Origin of the sequence: Nonomuraea sp. NPDC049309, assembly GCF_043196965.1 — a bacterium.
In the GTDB taxonomy this organism is placed as follows: Bacteria; Actinomycetota; Actinomycetes; order Streptosporangiales; family Streptosporangiaceae; genus Nonomuraea; species Nonomuraea fastidiosa.
Map to the genome: position 1 here is coordinate 45,456 of NZ_JBICSH010000006.1, position 19,823 is coordinate 65,278.

At 69.2% G+C, this 19,823-nt stretch carries 13 protein-coding genes; 4 read left to right on the plus strand and 9 right to left on the minus strand.

The window, feature by feature from the left end:
• Positions 1–83: 83 nt before the first annotated feature.
• Positions 84–1,274, plus strand: a complete 1,191-nt coding sequence (locus tag ACGFIM_RS31940) for an NADP-dependent malic enzyme (protein WP_393207936.1) — start codon at positions 84–86, stop codon at positions 1,272–1,274.
• Positions 1,275–1,533: 259 nt separating this feature from the next.
• A complete protein-coding gene (locus tag ACGFIM_RS31945; RefSeq protein WP_393207939.1) occupies positions 1,534–2,895 on the plus strand; it encodes a hypothetical protein in 1,362 nt (453 codons plus the stop codon).
• Positions 2,896–2,957: 62 nt separating this feature from the next.
• Here ACGFIM_RS31945 and ACGFIM_RS31950 read toward each other — a convergent pair whose 3' ends face one another.
• The 5 genes from ACGFIM_RS31950 to ACGFIM_RS31970 all read right to left on the minus strand — a co-directional run bounded on the left by ACGFIM_RS31950 (position 2,958) and on the right by ACGFIM_RS31970 (position 11,058).
• Positions 2,958–4,445: a trypsin-like serine peptidase gene (locus ACGFIM_RS31950; protein WP_393207942.1), complete on the minus strand. Its 1,488-nt coding sequence runs from the start codon at positions 4,443–4,445 to the stop codon at positions 2,958–2,960.
• A gap of 359 nt (positions 4,446–4,804) precedes the next feature.
• Positions 4,805–6,337, minus strand: coding sequence for a trypsin-like serine peptidase (locus tag ACGFIM_RS31955; RefSeq protein ID WP_393207945.1), 1,533 nt, complete (start codon positions 6,335–6,337; stop codon positions 4,805–4,807).
• 753 nt (positions 6,338–7,090) lie between these two features.
• A complete protein-coding gene (locus ACGFIM_RS31960; RefSeq protein WP_393207948.1) occupies positions 7,091–8,251 on the minus strand; it encodes a trypsin-like serine peptidase in 1,161 nt (386 codons plus the stop codon).
• Positions 8,252–8,450: 199 nt separating this feature from the next.
• Positions 8,451–9,578 carry a trypsin-like serine peptidase gene (locus ACGFIM_RS31965; RefSeq protein ID WP_393207951.1) on the minus strand — a complete coding sequence of 376 codons (1,128 nt, stop codon included), beginning with the start codon at positions 9,576–9,578 and terminating at the stop codon, positions 8,451–8,453.
• 301 nt (positions 9,579–9,879) lie between these two features.
• Complete coding sequence (locus tag ACGFIM_RS31970) at positions 9,880–11,058, minus strand: trypsin-like serine peptidase (protein WP_393207953.1); 1,179 nt, start codon at positions 11,056–11,058, stop codon at positions 9,880–9,882.
• Between the two features lie 294 nt (positions 11,059–11,352).
• Here ACGFIM_RS31970 and ACGFIM_RS31975 point away from each other — a divergent pair, with 294 nt between their 5' ends.
• The gene (locus tag ACGFIM_RS31975) at positions 11,353–12,717 is read left to right on the plus strand and encodes a hypothetical protein (RefSeq protein WP_393207956.1); all 1,365 of its coding nucleotides are present in this window, start codon (positions 11,353–11,355) and stop codon (positions 12,715–12,717) included.
• Positions 12,718–12,930: 213 nt separating this feature from the next.
• Entirely contained in the window at positions 12,931–13,887 is a 957-nt protein-coding gene (locus ACGFIM_RS31980; RefSeq protein WP_393207959.1) for a zinc-binding dehydrogenase, read from the plus strand.
• Between the two features lie 313 nt (positions 13,888–14,200).
• Here the strand turns inward: ACGFIM_RS31980 and ACGFIM_RS31985 are convergent, their stop codons facing one another.
• The 4 genes from ACGFIM_RS31985 to ACGFIM_RS32000 form a co-directional block, all read right to left on the minus strand.
• Positions 14,201–14,953: a helix-turn-helix transcriptional regulator gene (locus ACGFIM_RS31985; RefSeq protein WP_393207962.1), complete on the minus strand. Its 753-nt coding sequence runs from the start codon at positions 14,951–14,953 to the stop codon at positions 14,201–14,203.
• Complete coding sequence (locus tag ACGFIM_RS31990) at positions 14,950–15,753, minus strand: DUF4097 domain-containing protein (RefSeq protein ID WP_393207965.1); 804 nt, start codon at positions 15,751–15,753, stop codon at positions 14,950–14,952. Before ACGFIM_RS31990 ends, ACGFIM_RS31985 begins: the two co-directional genes overlap by 4 nt.
• Positions 15,754–15,874: 121 nt before the next feature.
• Positions 15,875–16,054: a DUF6104 family protein gene (locus ACGFIM_RS31995; protein WP_364059351.1), complete on the minus strand. Its 180-nt coding sequence runs from the start codon at positions 16,052–16,054 to the stop codon at positions 15,875–15,877.
• A gap of 119 nt (positions 16,055–16,173) precedes the next feature.
• Complete coding sequence (locus tag ACGFIM_RS32000) at positions 16,174–19,800, minus strand: multifunctional oxoglutarate decarboxylase/oxoglutarate dehydrogenase thiamine pyrophosphate-binding subunit/dihydrolipoyllysine-residue succinyltransferase subunit (RefSeq protein ID WP_393207968.1); 3,627 nt, start codon at positions 19,798–19,800, stop codon at positions 16,174–16,176.
• Positions 19,801–19,823 lie beyond the last annotated feature (23 nt).

Genomic DNA, 19,823 nt, shown 5'->3' on the forward strand with positions numbered 1-19,823 from the left:
GGGAATCTGGCAGCTACCGAAGCCAGCCCGCTCGCGCTCGTCCGCAGAAGGTTTCTCCGCTACCAATCACTACAGGGGTCGCTGTGGCTGCCACGCCCGCTTCTGATTCCACGTCATCGCTCGACGACGATCCCGCCTTCGCGCTGCACCGCGGCGGCAAGATCGAGATCCGCTCCACCGTGCCCGTCCGCGACGCCGCCGACCTGTCGCTCGCCTACACGCCGGGCGTCGCCAGGGTCTGCTCGGGCATCGCCGACGATCCCGCCCTCGCCGCCGACTACACCTGGGTCTCCCGGGTGGTCGCCGTGGTCTCCGACGGCACCGCCGTGCTCGGGCTCGGCGACATCGGCCCGTCGGCCGCCATGCCGGTCATGGAGGGCAAGGCGCTGCTGTTCAAGGAGTTCGGCGGCGTCGACGCGGTGCCGCTCTGCCTCGACTGCACCGACGTCGACGCGCTGGTCGAGACCGTCGTACGCCTCGCGCCGTCGTTCGGCGGCATCAACCTCGAGGACATCAGCGCCCCGCGCTGCTTCGAGATCGAGCGGCGGCTGCGCGACGCGCTCGACATCCCCGTCTTCCACGACGACCAGCACGGCACCGCCATCGTCGTGCTCGCCGCACTGAAGAACGCCGCCCGCCTGACCGGCCGCACGCTCGGCGACCTGCGCGCCGTCGTGGCGGGAGCCGGGGCGTCCGGGGTCGCCGTCACCCGCATCCTGCTGGAGGCCGGCATCGGCGACATCGCGGTCGCCGACTCCAAGGGCATGATCTACGAGGGCCGTGACGGGCTCAACCCGGTCAAGCAGGCGCTCGCCCGCGACACCAACAAGGCCGGGCACACCGGCTCGACGGAGGAGGCGCTGGCCGGGGCCGACGTGTTCGTGGGGCTGTCCGGCTCCACGGTCACCGAGCGGGCGATCGCCTCCATGGCGGAGGACGCCATCGTGTTCGCGCTGTCCAACCCGACGCCCGAGGTGCACCCCGACGTGGCCGCCCGGCACGCCACCGTGGTCGCCACCGGCCGCTCCGACTTCCCCAACCAGATCAACAACGTGCTCGCCTTCCCCGGCGTCTTCCGCGGCGCGCTCGACGTGCGCGCCACGACGATCACCGAGAACATGAAGGTGGCCGCCGCCGACGCGCTCGCCGGCGTGGTGGGCGACGACGTGTCGGCGACGTACGTCATCCCGAGCCCGTTCGACGAGCGGGTCGCGCCCGCCGTCACCGCCGCGGTGGCCGCGCAGGCTGGAAAGGACGGCGTCGCGCGCCTGTGACCTGCCGCTTCGGCCGTCCGTGAGTCACGGGGGCGGGGGAGGGCCGCCGGCCCTCCCCCGCCCCTTTCGCTCTCTTCGCCCGTGCCGGTTACCCGGCCGTTCCGCGGGTAGGTGCGCTTCCCGTCCGGGAGCGGCGCCGGCGCCGGGCGCGGACCGGATGGGGCCGGCCTTGGCAATCCGTCATCAATCTTTTACTCAAGGTGATATAACAGTAGCTCTCTGTAAGGATGTGGGCGCCGACTCCTTGACGAGGAGAGCGATGGAACGCGAGCCGAACCGACTGCTGCAGCAGCTCATCGCAGAGGCGGGCTTCTCCCACAAGGGACTGGCCAGGCGTCTCAACGATCTCGGAGCCGCCCGTGGCACCCCGGGCCTCAAGTACGACCACAGCTCCGTGCTGCGCTGGATCGGCGGACAACGGCCGCGCGACCCGGTTCCCGCCCTGCTCAGCGAGATCTTCGCGCTGCGGCTGGGCCGGCCGATCACCTCTGAGGACCTCGGCATGCCGGCCACCATCACACCCCTCGATCTCGGACAGCAGTTCACGCACACGTGGCAGGAGGGGGTCGCGACCGTGACGGCACTGTGGCGGGCCGATGTGGAGAGGCGGAGGTTCCTGATCGACTCGACGTTCGCGATAGGAGCAGGCTCCGTCGGAGCCGTACGCTGGCTGACGTCTCCACAGGAAGGACGCTTGAGCGGCACAGGCACGCGGCGGGTGGGCCGCGCCGACATCGCCGCCATCCACGAGGTCACTCGATCGTTCAGTGAGCTCGACAACCGATTCGGCAGCGGCAGGGTCCGCTCGTCGGTCGTCAAATATCTCGACACCGCCGTCGCGCCTTTGCTGAAGGACGGCGCTTACGACGAGGCCACCGGCCGCCGCCTCGCCTCCGCCGCGGCGGAGCTGACCAGGCTGGCCGGATGGATGGCCTACGACATGGAGCAGCACGGTCTCGCCCAGCGCTACCTCATCCAGGCTCTGCGCCTGGCCAGGGGCGCCGACGACCAGACCCTGGGCGGCGAGATCCTGGCCGGGATGGCACACCAGGCCATCTACATGGGCCAGCCGGCACACGCGCTCGACCTGGCCAGGGCCTCCCAGCTCGCGGCCCGCAAGGCCGGCGTGCAGACGCTGCTCGCATCCGCCCACGTCCTCGAGGCGCACGCGCACGCCGGCCTGGGCGACGCCCGCGCCTGCGGCGCCTCGCTCAACGAGGCCGAACGCGCCTTCGAGGCGAGAAAGCCCGACGACGAGCCCACCTGGCTCGGCTATTTCGACGAGGCCTACCTGTCCGCCAAGTTCGCCCACTGCTTCCGTGACCTCGGTGGCGAGGGCGAGCGCGTGGTGCGCCAGGCGCGGCGCTCGCTCGACATGGACGGCCGCTACGTGCGGGGGCGGATGTTCAATCTGTCCCTGCTCGCGGCGGGCCTGCTGCAGTGCGGCGAGCTGGAGGAGGCGTGCTCGGTCGCGGCCGAGGCGCTGACGCTGGCCGGTGAGCTGCAGTCGGCGAGGTCCCGGTCGTACGCGGCCGACCTGCGGCGGCGGCTCGAGCCGTACAAGAACGAACGGCCGGTGCTGGCGCTGCGGGAGCACACCCGCGAGCTGACGGCCGTCTGAGCGCGCGAACGGCCGGCACCCCGATCGATCGCCGGGGGGGCCGGCCGTTCAGCGGGCGGTGCTTACTGCAGCAGCTCGCCCTTGGGGGTCACGATGGCCCCGGTGTCCTTGTACTGGGCCTTGTTGTAGACGTCGGCGACCTCGCTGTCGAAGATGGCCGAGCTGATGTGGTCGATCCGGCCGTTGCCGTCGTTGTCGGCGAACACGCTGGTCACGCCGTTGACGTAGCCGGTGCGCTTGCTGTTGTTGTACTTGAGGAGCCACGGGCCGCCGTCGGCGCCGGCGGTCATCGAGCACTTCAGCATCTGGTGCGTCTCGACCTTGAAGGTGTTGACCTGCACGCTCTTGGTGTAGGTCTTGCCGGAGCACCACTTCGGCGTCACGCCGGTGTACGGCTTGTCGCCGTCCGGGTGCGGGGCGCTCGGGTAACCGAAGGCCGTCACGCTCTGGCCGAGCGGCTGGTTCCAGGCCACGCCCTGGCCGCCGACCACGTCGCCGAGCGCGCCGAGGTCCTTGGCGACGCCGACGGTCCACTGCGCGTGGTAGTACTTGCGGCCGCTGTCGGGCTTGACCCACTTCTGCGTGTAGTAGTGGGTGATGGTGTAGTTGCCGAGCTTGTCCTTGCCCTTGGTGCCGGGGCCCTTGTAGGCGGCGTACTCGCGGGCGGTGACCTGCTCGGTCACGGGCGTGCCGAACTTGTAGCCCTGGCCCTTGCCCGTGCGGGCGCGGTCGTAGACGGCCTTGGAGACCTCGACCCGCTCGACCACGGCGTCCGGGTGGTCAGGACCGGCGAGGCTCGGCGCCCCCTGGCCCTGCGTCCAGCAGTCGCCCAGGTCGAGCTTGCACTTGAGGTACTCCTGCGCGTTGATCTCCTGGGGCTTGACCCACTTGTCGCCCCGCCAGGCGTCGAACTCCTTGCGGGAGACCGCGCGCTCGGGGGCGAGGGCGAAGCCGTTGTGGACCGCGACGAACGCGAAGTCGCCGTCGTAGTCGTCGTAGGTGTCGAGGTCGTAGGCGGTGTAGGCGTAGGCGCCGACGTACACGCCCCAGGGGGCCTTGCCCTGGTAGTAGCCGGGGACGAACACCCACTTGTCGAAGACGTCGTCCTTGCCGTGCTGGAACACGCAGTGACCGGCGGTCGCGACCAGGTTGCGGTTCCTGGACTGGATCGACGTGGCGGAGCACCAGCGGTACCGGCCCTTCTCGTCAAGGAAGAAGACCTTGCCGATCGTCTTGGGCAGATTGACGTTCTTGCTGCTGGTGGCGGCCTTGGTGTTGGTGGTGGGGCCGGTCATGCCGGGCTTGCCGCTCGGGGCGGACTTGCTTCCGGTGGAGACGAGCTTGGGTGCGGCCTTGGTGTCCAAGGTGTACTGCGTCGCCTTGCGGAGCGCGGCCCCGTTGGCGTCGAGCCAGAAGTAGGCGGCTCCGTACGCGTCGGCTGGTTTCGGCGTCAGGGGGTCGGAGGCCCAGTTCGGCTGGGCGGTGGCGGGTGCTGACAGTACTGCGGCGCTGAGGCCGGCGCTTACTAGGGGGATGAGCAGGCGCTTCAACGGAGGCTCCACTGTTGTCAAAAAGGGCGTAAAGACCCTATCGACTCACTGGTCACTCTGGTAACCGAAATGCTCACAAATTCCTCACGAAACGCGAATAGGGTCCGACCGGTTGCGGAGCCCTCCACTCCTGTCCGGCGATCAGGGACACTCGCCGATCACGAAGCCGCGTCTTCACGGAACGAGCCGGCCGGGGTACGAATTCACGGCGGCCGGCCACAGACCACCGTCGTGGCCGGGGCACGCACCGGCGAAACCGGGCGGGGCTCGTCCGGGGATAGCAAAAGGGCCCGGCAGGATGCCGGGCCCTTCGCTCGTAACGATGAACGATCGGTCAGAACCGGTCGCTAACCGCTACGTCAGACAATCTTGCCGGACCAGCTGTTCGCCGCGGCCTTGTAGACCGTGTTGGTCTCGCCGTCGAAGTACGGCGACGAGATGTAGTCCACGCGGCCGTTGCCGTCCTGGTCGTTGAAGGTGCTGGTGACACCGTTCACGTAGCCGAGACGCTTGGCGTTGCTGTAGTTGTACAGCCACGGACCACCGTCGGCGCCCTCGGTCATGGCGCACTTGAGGGCGACGTGCTCCTCGATCTTCTTGGCAGCAGAACCGACCAGCTTCTTGGTGGTCTTGCCGTAGCACCACTTCGGAGTAATGCCGGTGTAGTTCTTGTTGCCGTCGGGGTGCGCAGCGGCCGGGTAGCCGAACACGCGAACGGCCTTGCCGGTCGGCTGGTTCCACGCGAAGCCCTGACCGCCGACGTTGTCACCGAGCCGCCCAGCGTCGAGCGACTTGTGGTCGATGATGTAGAAGACGGTCTTGAAGTACTTCGTGTCGGTGCCGGGCTTGTACCACTGCTGCACGTAGAAGTGCGTGATGGTCCAGTTGCCGCGGCGGTCCTTCTCGACCTTGGCCGGGTACTGCCTCGGGTTGCGGCGCTGCTTGGCCTTGTAGGCGGAGGCCTCGTTGGCGGTCACAACCTCGGTGACGGGCTCACCGAACTTGCGGCCGTTGCCCTTGCCGATGCCAGCACGCTTGTACTGGGCCTCGGAGACCTCGACCTTGCCGACCTCGGCACCGGGGTAGTCGGGGCCGGTCGCCTCGGGGGCGGAGCCCCGCTTGACCCAGAAGGACTCCGTCGAGGTCGGGTCGAGCTTGCCCTTAAGGAACTCTTCCTTGCTGATCTCGACGTCCTTGGCGCCCTTCAGGCCCGTGTACTTGTCCCACTCGGCCTTGGAGACGTTGGTGCTCTTCTCGCTACCGTCGACCTTGACGCCGTTGTAGACGGTGACGAACGCGTAGTCGCGGTCGTAGTCCTCGTAGACGTCGAAGTCGTAGTGGGTGAAGGCCGTCTTACCCACGTAGATGCCCCAAGGAGCCTTGCCCTGGTAGTAGCCGGGGACGAAGACCCACTTGTCCATCACGTCGCGGTTGGCGCCAGTGTCGTACACGCAGTGACCGGCCGTGGCGACCAGGTTGCGGTACTTCGACTGGATCGAAGTGGCGGAGCACCACTTCTTCTCGCCCTTGCTGTTGACGAAGAACACCTTACCGATGGTCTTCGGCATGTTGACGTTCTGCACCTTAGCGGCGGTCTTCTTCTCCTCGCCGATCGGCGCGGTCGAGCCCGGCTTGGTGTCCGTGGTGGCGCCGCCCTTGGTCTGCAGCTTGGCGACGTCCGTCTTGTCCCAGACGTTGGACTCGGTGGCGGCCTTGAGGGCGGCACCGTTGTTCTCGGCCCAGAACTGAGCGATGGCGTTCGCGTTCGCAGCAGAGGTCGCCAGCTCGTCCTTGGCGACGTCAGACGCGGCGGAGGCCGTACCGGCGAGGCCGGCGGCCAGCAGACCGGTGGCGAGAACGGCGCCACCGGCGGGGATGAGGATGCGCTTCAAGGGAACTGCTCCTTGCTCTGTCGTGGGTCGCAACTTGCGTCCCATGCGTCAGTAAAGGGATGGCAAGGACCATAGCGTGGTGATCACCGCAGGTGAAACCCGCTTCGCAAGATCCGGTACCGACCCTGACCGCCGTGACCTTTCCGTTATCAACGAGTGATCTCCGCGAAGCGCGACGAACGGATCACGTCGTCGCAGGATATGTGGGCGATGATGCTCTTGGGGCGAAAGAGTGGTTAGTATGTCGATACGGCGGGTGACTGGCCAGATGTGACTTAGATCACAGGAACCAGATTGGCGCCTTCGCCCGTCTAACCTGCCCCCCGCCTTCCGAGTGATCTTCAGCTCCCGCCTCTCGACCCCTCAGGAACCCCGCTCGCATCGGGGGTTTCGTGTCTGCGCGGCCCTCCGCGCGCCAGCGGGAACAAGATCGTGGACGAGCCCTGAGGGCCGCTCTGGCCGCCCCGCACCCCTTCCGGAGGCCTTGGAGTCGCGTACGGGCCTCAGCGGGCTCTCAGGCGCGCGTGAGGCGCATCCAGCGGGATATGGCGGGGTTCGTTGCGGGGCGAACCCCCGCACGATCGGGGCCTGGTGGCCGATTCAGCTGGGGAATCGGACTTTCGGTTGTAACGGCCGCAGAGACTGCTCTTTCTTGCTAAAGGGTGGCAGAGGCCACGTGTACGGGCTGAACCTCCCCAAAACACAAGGCGAGGGCCTCGGTGACCCGAGACCCTCGCCTTCCCCTGGTAGGGCTTACTTGTACAGCTCGCCGTTCCGGCCGACGATCTTGCCGGACCAGACGTTCTTGGCCGCGTTGTAGACCGCCGCCGTCTCGCCGTCGAAGTACGGCGAGGTGATGTAGTCGATCCGGTCGTTGCCGTCCTGGTCGGCGAACGTGCTGGTGACGCCGTTGACGTAGCCGGTGCGCTTGCTGTTGCTGTAGTTCAGCAGCCACGGGCCGCCGTCGAAGCCCGGGGTCACCGCGCACTTCAGGCCCACGTGCTCCTCGATCTTGAGCCAGGAGGCGCCGACCCGCTTGCCGGTGGGCTTGCCGTAGCAGTGCTTCGGCGTCACGCCGCTGTACGGCTTGTCACCGTCGGGGTGCGGTGCGGCCGGGTAGCCGAACGCGCGCACCGGCTTGCCGGTGGGCTGGTTCCAGGCGAAGCCCTGGCCGCCGACGTTGTCGCCGAGCCGGCCCGCGTCCTTGACGAGCAGGAGGTGGTAGCGGCCGCCCCAGGTGCGCTTGGGGCCGGTGAAGCGCTGGTACTCGCGCTTGTTCACCGGCTTGACCCGCTGGAGGGTGATGCCGTTGTAGACGGTGACGAACGCGAAGTCGCGGTCGTAGTCCTCGTAGACGTCGAAGTCGTAGTGGGTGAAGGCCTGCTTGCCCACGTAGATGCCCCAGGGAGCCTTGCCCTGGTAGTAGCCGGGGACGAAGACCCACTTGTCCAGCGTGGCCCTGTTGCTGTCGGTGTCGTACACGCAGTGGCCGGCCGTGGCGACCAGGTTGCGGTAGTTCGACTGGATCGAGGTGGCCGAGCACCAGCGGTACTTGCCGTGCGCGTCGACGAAGAAGACCTTGCCGACGGTCTTGGGCAGGTTCACGTTCTGGCCGCCCGCCGCCTTGTTGCCGCTGGTCGGCGCGGTCGTGCCGGGACGGCCGTCAGGGGTGTAGCCGCCCTTGGAGACGACCTTCCTGACCTCCTTGGAGTCCCACGTGTACTGGGTCGCGGAACGCAGCGCCGCACCGTTGGCGGCGAGCCAGAAGGAGGCGATGGAGACCGCGGCGGAGGAGTTGCGGGCCATCGGGTCGTGGGCGACGCGGCCGGCGGCCTGTGCGGTGGCGGGCAGGCTGGAGGCGAGCAGGCCGGTCGCCAGAAGGGCGCCGCCGGCGGGCAGGAGGATTCGCTTCAACGTGACTCCAGGTTGCGCTGGCAGGGAGGTGCCTCTTGCCCCTCCTGAACTCAGCAAACGGACAGCCCCGGAACCTACAGCTTTGATCCTCTTCCTGGGAATTTGCTGGAGATCATCCCCGTGCGCTTTAAGCGTGCCGTGATCGTCCCGTGACGAAGAAGACGCTGGACACCTGAGGGGCCCGATCGGTTGCTGTGATCTACGTCACATTTGCCGGGGTGGTCAGCCTGGCGGCGTGCCGGTAGACCTCCCCGGTGGTGGTGTCGAAGTAGGGCGAGGACACCGCGTCATAGCCGCCCTTGGCGTCCCTGTTCCAGGTCAGGCTGTTGACCCCGTTGAGGCTGCCGAGCCGGCGCGTGTCGTCGTAACCGATCACCCAGGGCCCGCCGCTCGCCCCCGGGCTGAAGTCGCACGGCGCGAGCTCCACGCCCTTTTGCAGGTCACGGCTCGGCGCGACGGTGAAGCGGGTGGTGCGCTCCGGGCACTTGCGCAGCGTCTTGCCGTTGAACGGGGCCGAGCCGTCCGGCTGCAGCCCCGCCGGGTAGCCGAACGCGGCCACCGTGTACGTGCCGGGCTTCTTGTTCAGCTCGATGCCGAGGCCGCCCACGTTGTCCTGGAGCCGGCCCACGTCCTTCATGACGTAGTCGCCGTCCTTGGGCGTCCAGGTGAAGCCCCGGTGCACGGTGACGAACGCGTAGTCGTAATCGTAGTCGGCCTTGCCCGACCAGTCCTCGTGCAGGGCGATGGACGAGCCGACGTAGATGCCGTCGGGCGTCTCGCCGTTGGGGCCGGGGTTGGGGACGAAGATCCAGTAGTCGGCGGGCTTGGCGCTGCGGGAGTCGTAGGCGCAGTGTCCCGCCGTGGCGACGACGCTGCGGTTCCAGGCCGCGACCGAGGCCGCCGAGCACCAGTACTCCTTGTCGCCGAACCGGAAGAAGACCTTGCCCATGGTCCGCGCGGCGCCGCCGTTGCGCGGCGCCACGGCGCGCACGCTCTGCGCGGCCGTCGAACGCCGGACCGCCGCCACGGGGGCGGCGGACGCGGTGCTGGTCGCGGCGACGTTGTCGGAGGTGCCCGGCGTGGCGGGGTTGAAGCTGTCGGCCTTCTTCAGGCGGTCGGGCTTCCAGTACTCGGCCACCCGCTTGACGTCCGCGGCGGTCTTGGCCAGCGGGGCGGCGTAGACCTTGCTCTGCGGGGCGGCCACCGCGGCCGTCCTGGCGGTGGCGGCGGCGCCGGCCTGCGCGTGCGCGGGCGTCGTGAGCGCAGGCAGCACAAGCAGCGCGCTGCCCAGGGCAGCGGCCGCGAGGTGCCTGGCTCGGGGGATCATGAATTGCCTTTCTCGGGTGGTAAGGGTGGATTTTTCCAGAAGTACAGACTCTATTGCAGCTCGGATAGAGATTCGTTACCTGATCAAGAGTGCACCGTGAGCTATAAGGATGTCGTCAGTGATAGCGCGACCATACGCGTAAATGATCATTATCTTGCGGCGTCCGCGCAGGTCAGGGGTGGTGTCAGCGTATCTGAATTTGAGCATGGCGCATCACCGCGCGCGGGCCGCGCGCGGCGGCTTTCACGGCACGGCTGCAGGCCCCGGAACCAGCGGAACCGGGGCCTGAGACGCCGTTCGATCAGCGCGGCATGTTGCCGGTCCAGCGGTTCGCCGCGGCCTTGTAGACCTCGTAGGTGTCTCCGTTGAAGTACGGCGAGGAGATGTGGTCGTAGCGGTCGTTGCCGTCGGTGTCCCACGCGACGCTGTTGACGCCGGCGAGGTAGCCGGTGCGTGCGGCGCTGCTGTAGCCGACCAGCAGCGGGCCGCCGCTCGCGCCCGCGGTGAAGGCGCACTTGACGCCGACGTGTCCCTGGAGGTCGTACGCCGTGGACTCCGGCATCGGCCTGGTCCTGCCGTAGCACCACTTCATGGTCCGCCCGCTGTACGGCTTGTCGCCGTCGGGATGCGGGCCCGCCGGGTAGCCGAACGAGAACACGGTCAGCTTGGTGCTCCTGTTCCACGTGAAGCCCTGGCCGCCGACGTTGTCGCCGAGCCTGCCGACGTTCTCGACCGTCCAGCGCCAGCGCTTGCCGGTCTTCTGCCAGTCGACCTTGATGCCGTTGTAGACGTTGACGAACGCGTAGTCGTAGTCGTAGTCCGCCTTCACCACGAAGTCGTCGTGGGCGTTGAAGGTCTTCGCGGCGTAGATGCCGTAGGGGGCCTTGCCGGTCCAGGCGGTGTCGCCGTCCCAGTACGACGGGATGAAGATCCAGTTGTCGTAGAAGGTGTCGTGCTCGGTGTCGTACACGCAGTGGGCCGAGGTCGCCACGAGGTTGCGGTACGTGCCCTGCACGGACGTGGCCGAGCAGTAGCGCCAGTTCTTGGGGGCGCGCGGGTCGGCCTTCGGCAGTGTGAAGAACACCCGGCCCACGGTGGTGGGCAGGTCGACCTGTCTGCTCTTCGTGCTCTCGGCCTTCTCCGCGCCGATGGGCGGGACGGAGCCGGCCGGGCCGTCGGGGGCCTTGCCGGCGCGCTTGAGTCCCTTGGTGGTGAGGTCGAGGCCGTTGTCGTGGTCGGTGGCCCGCTTGACGCGGTCGGGGGTCCAGAACCGGACGGCCTGTTCGGCGGGGGTGGCCGCGTTCCTGGAGACGACCCTGGAGGCGACCCTGGAGACGGCGCCGGAACGCGCCGTGCCGCTGCTCGTGGTGCTCGTCGCGAGGGTGGTGCCGGCCGCGGCGCTGTCGATCGTCCCCGCCGTGAGCCCGATGGCCATCAGGCCGGCGAGGGGGATCGCGATGCGCCTTGCTCGGGAAGACATGGAGCTCCTCTCAGCTTTCGGCGGCCCAGAGCGGGATGCTGCGCCCCGGTGGGCCAGGAAAACGCTCGGAACGCTAATGAATGGCTGGAACGGGCTGCCGGAAAGCGGCGAGAAAAAGCATGAAGCGGTCCCGTACTGTTATCTGAATAGCGAATCCGTATGTATTCATGATGGGCATCACCGCTGGTCGAAGCCGGGTTTTATGATCGACGGCAGTGTCGGTAACGAGCTTTGCCGTGCGCCACTCGATATGCGGTGCTTATCGACAGAGCGATGTTCTGGTTAGTTGTGCTCATGGATTCATGCACCCCCTGTCTCATCGGCATCGCGCAGCGCACCATTCGCGAGCAGCCCGGCCCGGAACCGCTCGATCTGTGGGAGTCGGTCGCGCGCGAGGCCGCCGAGGACGCGCGGCTGCCCCTTCACCGGCTCGGCTCGATCCAGATCGTCTGGACCGACTCGTGGCAGTACGACTCGCCCGTCGGCCGCCTCGCCGAGCGCCTCGGAGCCCACCCGCGGCACCGCGCCTACTCGGCCGTCGGCGGCACCGCCCCCCAGCGGCTCATCGGGGAGGCGGCGGCCGGGATCGCGGCGGGCCGGTTCGACGCCGCGCTCGTCACCGGGGCCGAGGCGCTGGCCACGCGGCGGGCGTACCGGAAAGCGGGGGAGCACGCGCCGTGGAGCCACCCCGCCGACCCCAAGCCGCCGTACGGATGGGAGCGCCCGCCCCACCCGTCGGCGCTCGCGCACGGGCTGTTCCTGCCCGTGCACACGTACCCGATCATGGAGACCGCCCGCAGGGCCCGGCTCGGCCGCACCATCGAAGAGGAGGTGAGCGAGCGGGCCCGGATCATGGCGCCCATGACCGAGGTGGCCGCCGCCAACCCGTACGCCTGGCGCAGGACCGCGCGGACCGCCGGCGAGCTCGCCGCCGACCGGCGCTACGTCGGCTGGCCGTACACGCGCTCCGCGCCCAACGTCCTCATCGCGAAACCCGTCCGCAAGGGCGGCGACGAGGTGCTCAAGGTCGTCTTCCCCGACGGCACCCGCGCCCAGGTGCGCTACCCGGCCAAGCTGGGGCTCGCGAAGATGGGGTCGCGGCCGCTCTGGGGTGCCTGGGTGGACGGCCGGTTCCGGCAGTTCGTCGCCCCTTACGCCGGGGAGATCGAAATCACCCGGGGCGGGAAGCCGATCAGGCACTTCACGCCCAACGTCACCCTCTGGCCGCGCCCTGCGGGCAGCGGGACGCGCGGGCAGGTGCTGCTGTTCGCCTTCGGGCCGTGGCGGCTGGCCGTGTACGACGTGGGGCAGGGGCTGACGTTCGAGCAGCGGATGACGATGGCCCGCCAGGTGAAGGGGCGGGTGACCGAGGACGGCTACCTCGTGCTCTCGGCGGGCGAGGGCGTCCGGGCGGCGCCGCCGGGCACGGTCGTGCAGGACCGTCCCGCGGGGCCGCAGCTCTGGTTCGGCGGTCTGGGGAAGCAGCGGGTGGCGCTCGTTCCGACGCCTCACTGCGCCGGCAAGGCGCGGATGCCGGCGATCGACGGGCCGGGGCGGCGCGGCGAGATGGTGTGCCGGGGCGACGTCCTGGTCGCGGTCACCGGACCTCCCGAGTTCCGGCGCATGGTGCTCGACAAGCTCCGCGTCACGCTCACCTGAACGCATGTGGCGACGAGGGGTGCTCACCTGGGTTTGCTCACGCGGGCGCGGGCGGGTGGCCGCCAGGATGCGGGGCCGGGCGGGCGGCTCATGAGCGCGCTCACATGGGCATGGTCGCGGGCGCGGCGGTGCGGGTCTGTTCCAGGACGCGGTCCGGCCTGGCGCGGCGGTGCGGGGCTGGGGTGACGGGATGGGCTGAAGTAGGGTGCGGCCATGTTCGCCGTTACCGCCACACAGATCGATCCCGACAATCCGCTCACCGGGCTGACGCTGGGCGAGCACCCCGAGCCGAAGGTGCCGGACGGGTGGACGACCGTCACCGTACGCGCCGCCGCGCTCAACCACCACGACCTGTGGACGCTCAAGGGCGTCGGCATCACGCAGGACCGCCTGCCGATCGTGCTGGGCTGCGACGCCGCCGGCGTGGACGAGGACGGCAACGAGGTCATCGTGCACTCCGTGATCGGCTCGGGCCCCGACGAGACGCTCGACCCGAAGCGGTCGCTGCTGTCGGAGGTGCACGACGGCACGTTCGCGGACCGGGTGGCGGTGCCGCGCCGCAACCTGGTGCCCAAGCCCGCCGCACTGAGCTTCGAGCACGCCGCCTGCCTGCCGACGGCGTGGCTGACCGCGTACCGGATGCTGTTCGACAAGGCCGGGCTGCAGCCCGGCGCGACGGTGCTCGTGCAGGGCGCGGGCGGCGGCGTGGCGACGGCGCTGATCGCCCTCGGCCGGGCGGCCGGCTACCGCATCTGGGCCACCAGCCGCTCGGAGAGCAAGCGGCAGCGGGCCCTGGAGCTGGGCGCCGACCAGGTGTTCGAGCCGGGAGCGCGGCTGCCCGAGCGGGTGGACGCGGTGATGGAGACCGTCGGCCAGGCCACCTGGAGCCACTCGCTCAAGTCGCTCAAGCCGGGCGGGCGCATCGTGGTGTCCGGGGCGACCAGCGGCGCGGTGCCGCCGGCCGACCTGCAGCGGGTCTTCTTCCTGCAGCTGTCGGTGGTCGGCTCGACGATGGGCACGCTGGAGCAGCTGCGGCGGCTCGCGGTGTTCCTGGAGCAGACCGGGGTGCGGCCGGTGATCGACCGGGTGATGCCGATGACGCAGGCGCGCGACGGCTTCGCCGCCATGGCGTCGGGGGAGATCTTCGGGAAGATCGTCTTCACCCGGTGAGACAAGGGGTGGCTTCTCGCGTCGCCCGCTCGCGCGCCGTCCGCCTCCGGGCGGACGGCGCGGGCGGACGCGGGCGGGCGGCTTGCGGCGCGTCCCCGGCGGTCAGCGGGGCGCGAGCGGCCCTGGCCTGTAGTGAGTGGTGCTTCGCGCGCCGATCGCTCGTGCGCCGACCGGTCGCACGCTGACCTCGCGGGCCGATCGCTCGTGCGCTGACCGCTCGTGCGCTGACCGCTCGTGCGCTGACCGCTCGTGCGCTGACCTCGCGGGCCGATCGCTCGTGCGCCGACCACCCGGGGCGGAGCGGGTCCGACGGTCAGCGTTCGAGGATTTCCTTGACGTTGCGGGAGGCGGCGTCGAGGGCGGAACGGAGGTCGGCGAGCTTCTGCGGGGTCAGCCGGGCCTGCGAGGCCTCGCGGCGGGCCTGCCCGACGAAGTCGGCGAGGAGCTCGCCCAGCTCGGCGTCCAGGGCGGCGCGGTTGGCGGGGCCACCGGACGGCGGGCCGCCGAGGAGGCTCCACGTCTCCTGCCAGATCCTGCGCCACTCCCTGCTGAGCCGCTCGCCCTCGTCCTGCCAGTGCGCGGCGTGCTCCATCCACTGCCGCTTCTGCTCGTCGCGCAGCCGCTTGAGCGCCTCCTTCTGCCGCTGGCGCTGCCGGCGGGCGTCGTCGGCGGTCTCGGTGCGCACGTCCCGCGCCATCCGGGTCAGCTCTTCGCGCAGCGACTTGACGGTGTCGCGGACGTCCTCCTTGACCTCGCGGGCGATGTCGCGGACGGAGGCGGAGATCTCCTGTTCGAGGTCGGCGAGTTCGTCGAGCCGGTCGTTGAGCTCGTCGCGCCCCTTGTCGGTGATGGAGAAGACCTTCTTGCCGGAGACCACCTCGTGGGTCACCAGGCCCTCTTCCTCCAGCCGGGCCAGGCGCGGGTAGATGGTGCCGGGAGAGGGCGAGTAGACGCCTAGGAAGCGGTCTTGGAGCAGCCGGATGACCTCGTAGCCATGGCGAGGGCTCTCGCTCAGCAGCTTCAGCAGGTACAGCCGGAGCCGGCCGTGACCGAAGACAGGGCTCATGACCTCTCTCCCTTGAGCAGCGCGACCTCGCCGTTGACCGTGATGGCGGACAACGAGGCCATGCCGCCGCCGAGCCGTCCCGACATCGACTTGCCGCCGGGAGTGCTCTTGGTGGACAGTTCCTCGAACGTGCTGACGAGTCGCCCGGAGGTGGACTTGACGCTGACGTCCGCCTCCACGTTCTTGGGCAGCCGGACCAGGATGTCACCGGAGACGCTGTTGAGCGTCACGTACCCGGTGGGGCGGAGCTCGAGGTCGGCGGTGATGCGGCCGGAGACGGTGTTGGCCTTCAGCCGCCGTGGCGTGCCCTTGGCCACGGTGAGGTCGCCCGAGACGCTGATGAACGACAGGTCGCCCTCCATGGCCCGGCTCTCGACCGCGCCGGAGACGGTGTTGGCCAGCACCTCGCCGCTGACGCCGTCGAGCACGATGTCGCCGGAGACGCTCTTGACGTTCGTGACCCGCTCGAATCCGGCGACCACGGCCGGGGCCGTCACGACGCCCGCCTTGACCCGGCAGGTCCTGGGGACGGCGATGGACAGCACGGTTCTGCGTTTGTCGCGGCGCAGCCAGCCGAGCAGGCCGTCCCAGGTGAGGTCGCGGTAGGCGACGGTGAGGCTGCGGGTCTCCTCGTCGTAGGTGACGAGCAGCGGGGATGCCGAGTCGATCTCGGCGACCTCCAGGGTGGAGGAGCCGTCGCTGGCCAGGACGTCGAGCCGGCCGGCGACGATGCGTACGTCGAGGTTGTCGACCTGGTCGAACGTGAGCCGGTCAGGCGCGTCGATCGTCCATTGCGGCATGCTTCCCACCCCTTCTCCACGGGCATCGCCTCTATACGAAACACGATATGTCGCGTCCGCGGCAAACTCAAGATGTATCGCGTTCTGCTTCGAGGCTACCGCCCAGGCCCCCGGCGTGCGGTCACTCGTCCTCGTCGTCGTCCAGCCGCGCCAGCCACGTGGCCAGCCGCTCGATCGGCGTCTCGAACTCGGGGTTGAGGTCGACGAACTCGCGCAGCCGCTCGCCCAGCCACAGCAGGCTGACCTCTTCCTCGCCGCGCCGCTCGACCAGCTCTTCGATCCCCCGATCGGTGAAGTACATCGTCCTCCCTCGCATCTTCCCGGGGCGCGCCCCGGCGCCCCGCCTGACTTTAGCCTGCCGTGACAGCAGTGAGCCCCCGGCCACGAGGGCAGGGGGCTCACATGCGGTCACGCGAGTGATCAGCCGAAGATCTGGCGCAGGATCTCCTCGGACTCACGGTCGTGCTGCTTGTGCGAACCGGTCGCCGGCGAGCTGTTGGGCGTGCGCGACACCCGCCGGATCGCCCGGCCGCCCAGCGTCTGCGGGTCCTCGGCCAGCTTGAGCGTGAGGTACGGCCACGGGCCCATGTTGACCGGCTCGTCCTGAGCCCAGACCAGCTCGGCCTGCGCGCCGTAACGGCCCAGCTCGGCGGCCAGCTCCTCGGACGGGAACGGGTAGAGCCGCTCCAGCCTGACCAGCGCCACGTCGTCGCGCTCGAGCTTCTCGCGCTGCGCCAGCATCTCGTAGTAGATCTTGCCGGAGCAGAGCACCACCTTGGTCACCTTCGCCGGGTCGACGATGGTGTCGCCGAGGACCGGCTGGAAGGTGCCCGAGGTGAAGTCGGACGCCTTGGACGTGGCCGCCTTGTGACGCAGCAGCCACTTCGGCGTGAAGACCACCAGCGGCTTGCGCCGGCCCGACTGCACCTGCCAGCGCAGCAGGTGGAAGTAGTTGGCCGGCGTGGTGGGCTGGGCGACGGTCATGTTGTCGAGCGCGCAGACCTGCAGGAAACGCTCGATGCGGGCCGAGGAGTGGTCGGGGCCCTGACCCTCGTAGCCGTGCGGCAGCAGCAGCACGACCGAGGACTTCTGGCCCCACTTCTGCTCGCCCGAGGCGATGAACTCGTCGATGATCGTCTGGGCGCCGTTGACGAAGTCGCCGAACTGCGCCTCCCAGCAGACCAGGGCGTCGGGCCTGACCACGCTGTAGCCGTACTCGAAGCCCAGCGCCGCGAACTCGCTGAGCAGCGAGTCGTAGACGTAGAACTTCGTGGTGCCCTGGTTGAACGCCTTGAGCGGGGTGTGCTCGGCCCCGGTCATGCGGTCGACGAGGACGGCGTGGCGCTGGGTGAACGTGCCGCGCCGGGAGTCCTGGCCGACCAGGCGCACCGGGTGGCCGTCGATGAGCAGCGAGCCGAAGGCCAGCGTCTCGCCCATCGCCCAGTCGATCGCGTCCTGCTCCACCATCTGGCCGCGGCGCTGCAGCACCGGCGCGAGGCGCGGGTGCGGCGTGAAGCCCTCGGGCAGGTTGAGCTGGGTGTCGACGATGCGCTTGAGCGTCTCGTCGGTGATCGCCGTGTGGGTGTCGGCGTGGGACCACTTGACGACCTCGGCCGGCGGCACCCGCATGGCGGCCGCCTCCTGAGGCTTCTTCGCCGCCTCGCGGACCTCGGTGAACGCCTGCTCCAGCTTGGCCTGGTAGTCGCGCAGCGCCTGCTCGGCCTCCTCGACCGTGATGTCGCCGCGGCCGATCAGGGCCTCGGTGTAGAGCTTGCGGGTCGAGCGCTTGGCGTCGATGAGGTCGTACATCAGCGGCTGGGTGAAGGCGGGGTTGTCGCCCTCGTTGTGGCCGCGGCGGCGGTAGCAGATGAGGTCGATGACGACGTCCTTGCGGAACGCCTGCCGGTACTCGTAGGCGAGCCGGCCCACGCGCACCACGGCCTCGGGGTCGTCGCCGTTGACGTGGAAGATCGGCGCCTGGATCATCCGCGCGACGTCGGTCGCGTAGACCGACGAGCGGGACGAGGCGGGCGAGGTGGTGAAGCCGACCTGGTTGTTGACCACGATGTGGACGGTGCCGCCGGTGCGGTAGCCGCGCAGCTGCGACAGGTTGAGCGTCTCGGCCACGACGCCCTGGCCGGCGAAGGCGGCGTCGCCGTGGACGAGGACGGGAAGGACGGTGAAGCCCTCCTCGCCGCGCTCCAGGAGGTCCTGCTTGGCGCGGACGACGCCCTCCAGCACCGGGTCGACCGCCTCCAGGTGGGAGGGGTTGGCGACCACGGACGCGGTGATGGTCTTGCCGCTCGGCGCGGTGAACGTGCCGGTGGCGCCCAGGTGGTACTTCACGTCGCCGGAGCCGTGGGCGGTGCGCGGGTCGATGTTGCCCTCGAACTCGCCGAAGATCTGCGCGTAGGACTTGCCCACGATGTTGGCCAGCACGTTGAGGCGGCCGCGGTGGGCCATGCCGATGACGACCTCGTCGAGGTCCTCGTCGGCGGCCTTGCTGATCACCGAGTCGAGCAGCGGGATGAGGGACTCGCCGCCCTCCAGCGAGAAGCGCTTCTGGCCGACGAACTTCGTCTGCAGGAAGGTCTCGAACGCCTCGGCGGTGTTGAGCCGCGACAGGATGTTGAGCTGCTCGTCACGCTCGGGCGACTTGTGCGGCTTCTCCACCCGCTCCTGAATCCAGGCCCGCTCCTCGGGGTTCTGGATGTGCATGTACTCGATGCCGACCGTACGGCAGTAGGAGTCGCGCAGCACGCCCAGGATGTCGCGCAGCTTCATCAGCGGACGGCCGCCGAAACCGCCCGTGGCGAACTCGCGCTCCAGGTCCCACAGCGTCAGGCCGTGGCTCTGGATGTCGAGGTCGGGGTGCTTGCGCTGCTTGTACTCCAGCGGGTCGGTCTCGGCCATCAGGTGGCCGCGCACGCGGTAGGCGTGGATCAGCTCCAGCACGCGGGCGGACTTGGCCACGTCGTCGTCGTGGGAGGCCGAGATGTCCTGGACCCAGCGGACCGGCTCGTACGGGATCCGCAGAGCCTCGAAGATCTCGTCGTAGAAGCCGTCCTCGCCGAGCAGCAGCCGGTGGATCTGGCGCAGGAAGTCGCCCGACTGGGCGCCCTGGATGATCCGGTGGTCGTAGGTGCTGGTGAGCGTCATGACCTTGGAGACGGCCAGGCGCGACAGCGTGTCGGGCGATGCGCCCTGGTACTCGGCCGGGTACTCCATGGCGCCGACGCCGATGATGGTGCCCTGTCCGGGCATCAGGCGGGGGACGGAGTGGACGGTGCCGATGGTGCCGGGGTTGGTCAGCGAGATGGTGGTGCCGGTGAAGTCGTCGACCCCGAGCTTGCCCGCCCGGGCCTTGCGCACGATCTCCTCGTAGGCCATCCAGAACTGCCGGAAGTCCATCTGCTCGGCGGCCTTGATGGAGGGCACGAGGAGCTGGCGCTCGCCGTTGCTCTTCTGGACGTCGATCGCCAGGCCGAACCCGACGTGCTCGGGCTTGACCAGGGTGGGCTTGCCGTCGATCTCCGCGTAGGAGTAGTTCATCTCCGGCATGGTCTTCAGCGCCTTGACGATCGCGAACCCGATCAGGTGCGTGAAGGAGACCTTGCCTCCGCGACCCCGCCTGAGGTGATTGTTGATCACGATGCGGTTGTCGATGAGCAGCTTGGCCGGGATGGCCCGGACGCTGGTCGCGGTCGGCACCGACAGCGAGGCGTCCATGTTGGCGGCCGTGCGCGCCGCCGCGCCGCGCAGCCTGACCTCTTCGGCGCCCTGGGGCACCGGCGTGGCCGGCTGCTTCGGCTTCTCGGCCGGTGGCGCCTTCGGCGCCTGGGGAGGCGCGGTCGCACTGCCGTTCGCCGCCTCCCTGGCCGGGGATCGGCCCGGTCCATAGTCAGGGTTGTAGTCAGCGAAGAAGTTCCACCAGGCCTTGTCGACAGACTCAGGATCTTGGAGGTACTTCTGGTACAGCTCGTCGACAAGCCATTCGTTCTGACCAAAGCTTGCCAGCGGGTTTGTCCGCGACGACTCAGACGACACGGCGGAAATCGCCCTCTTCCGCA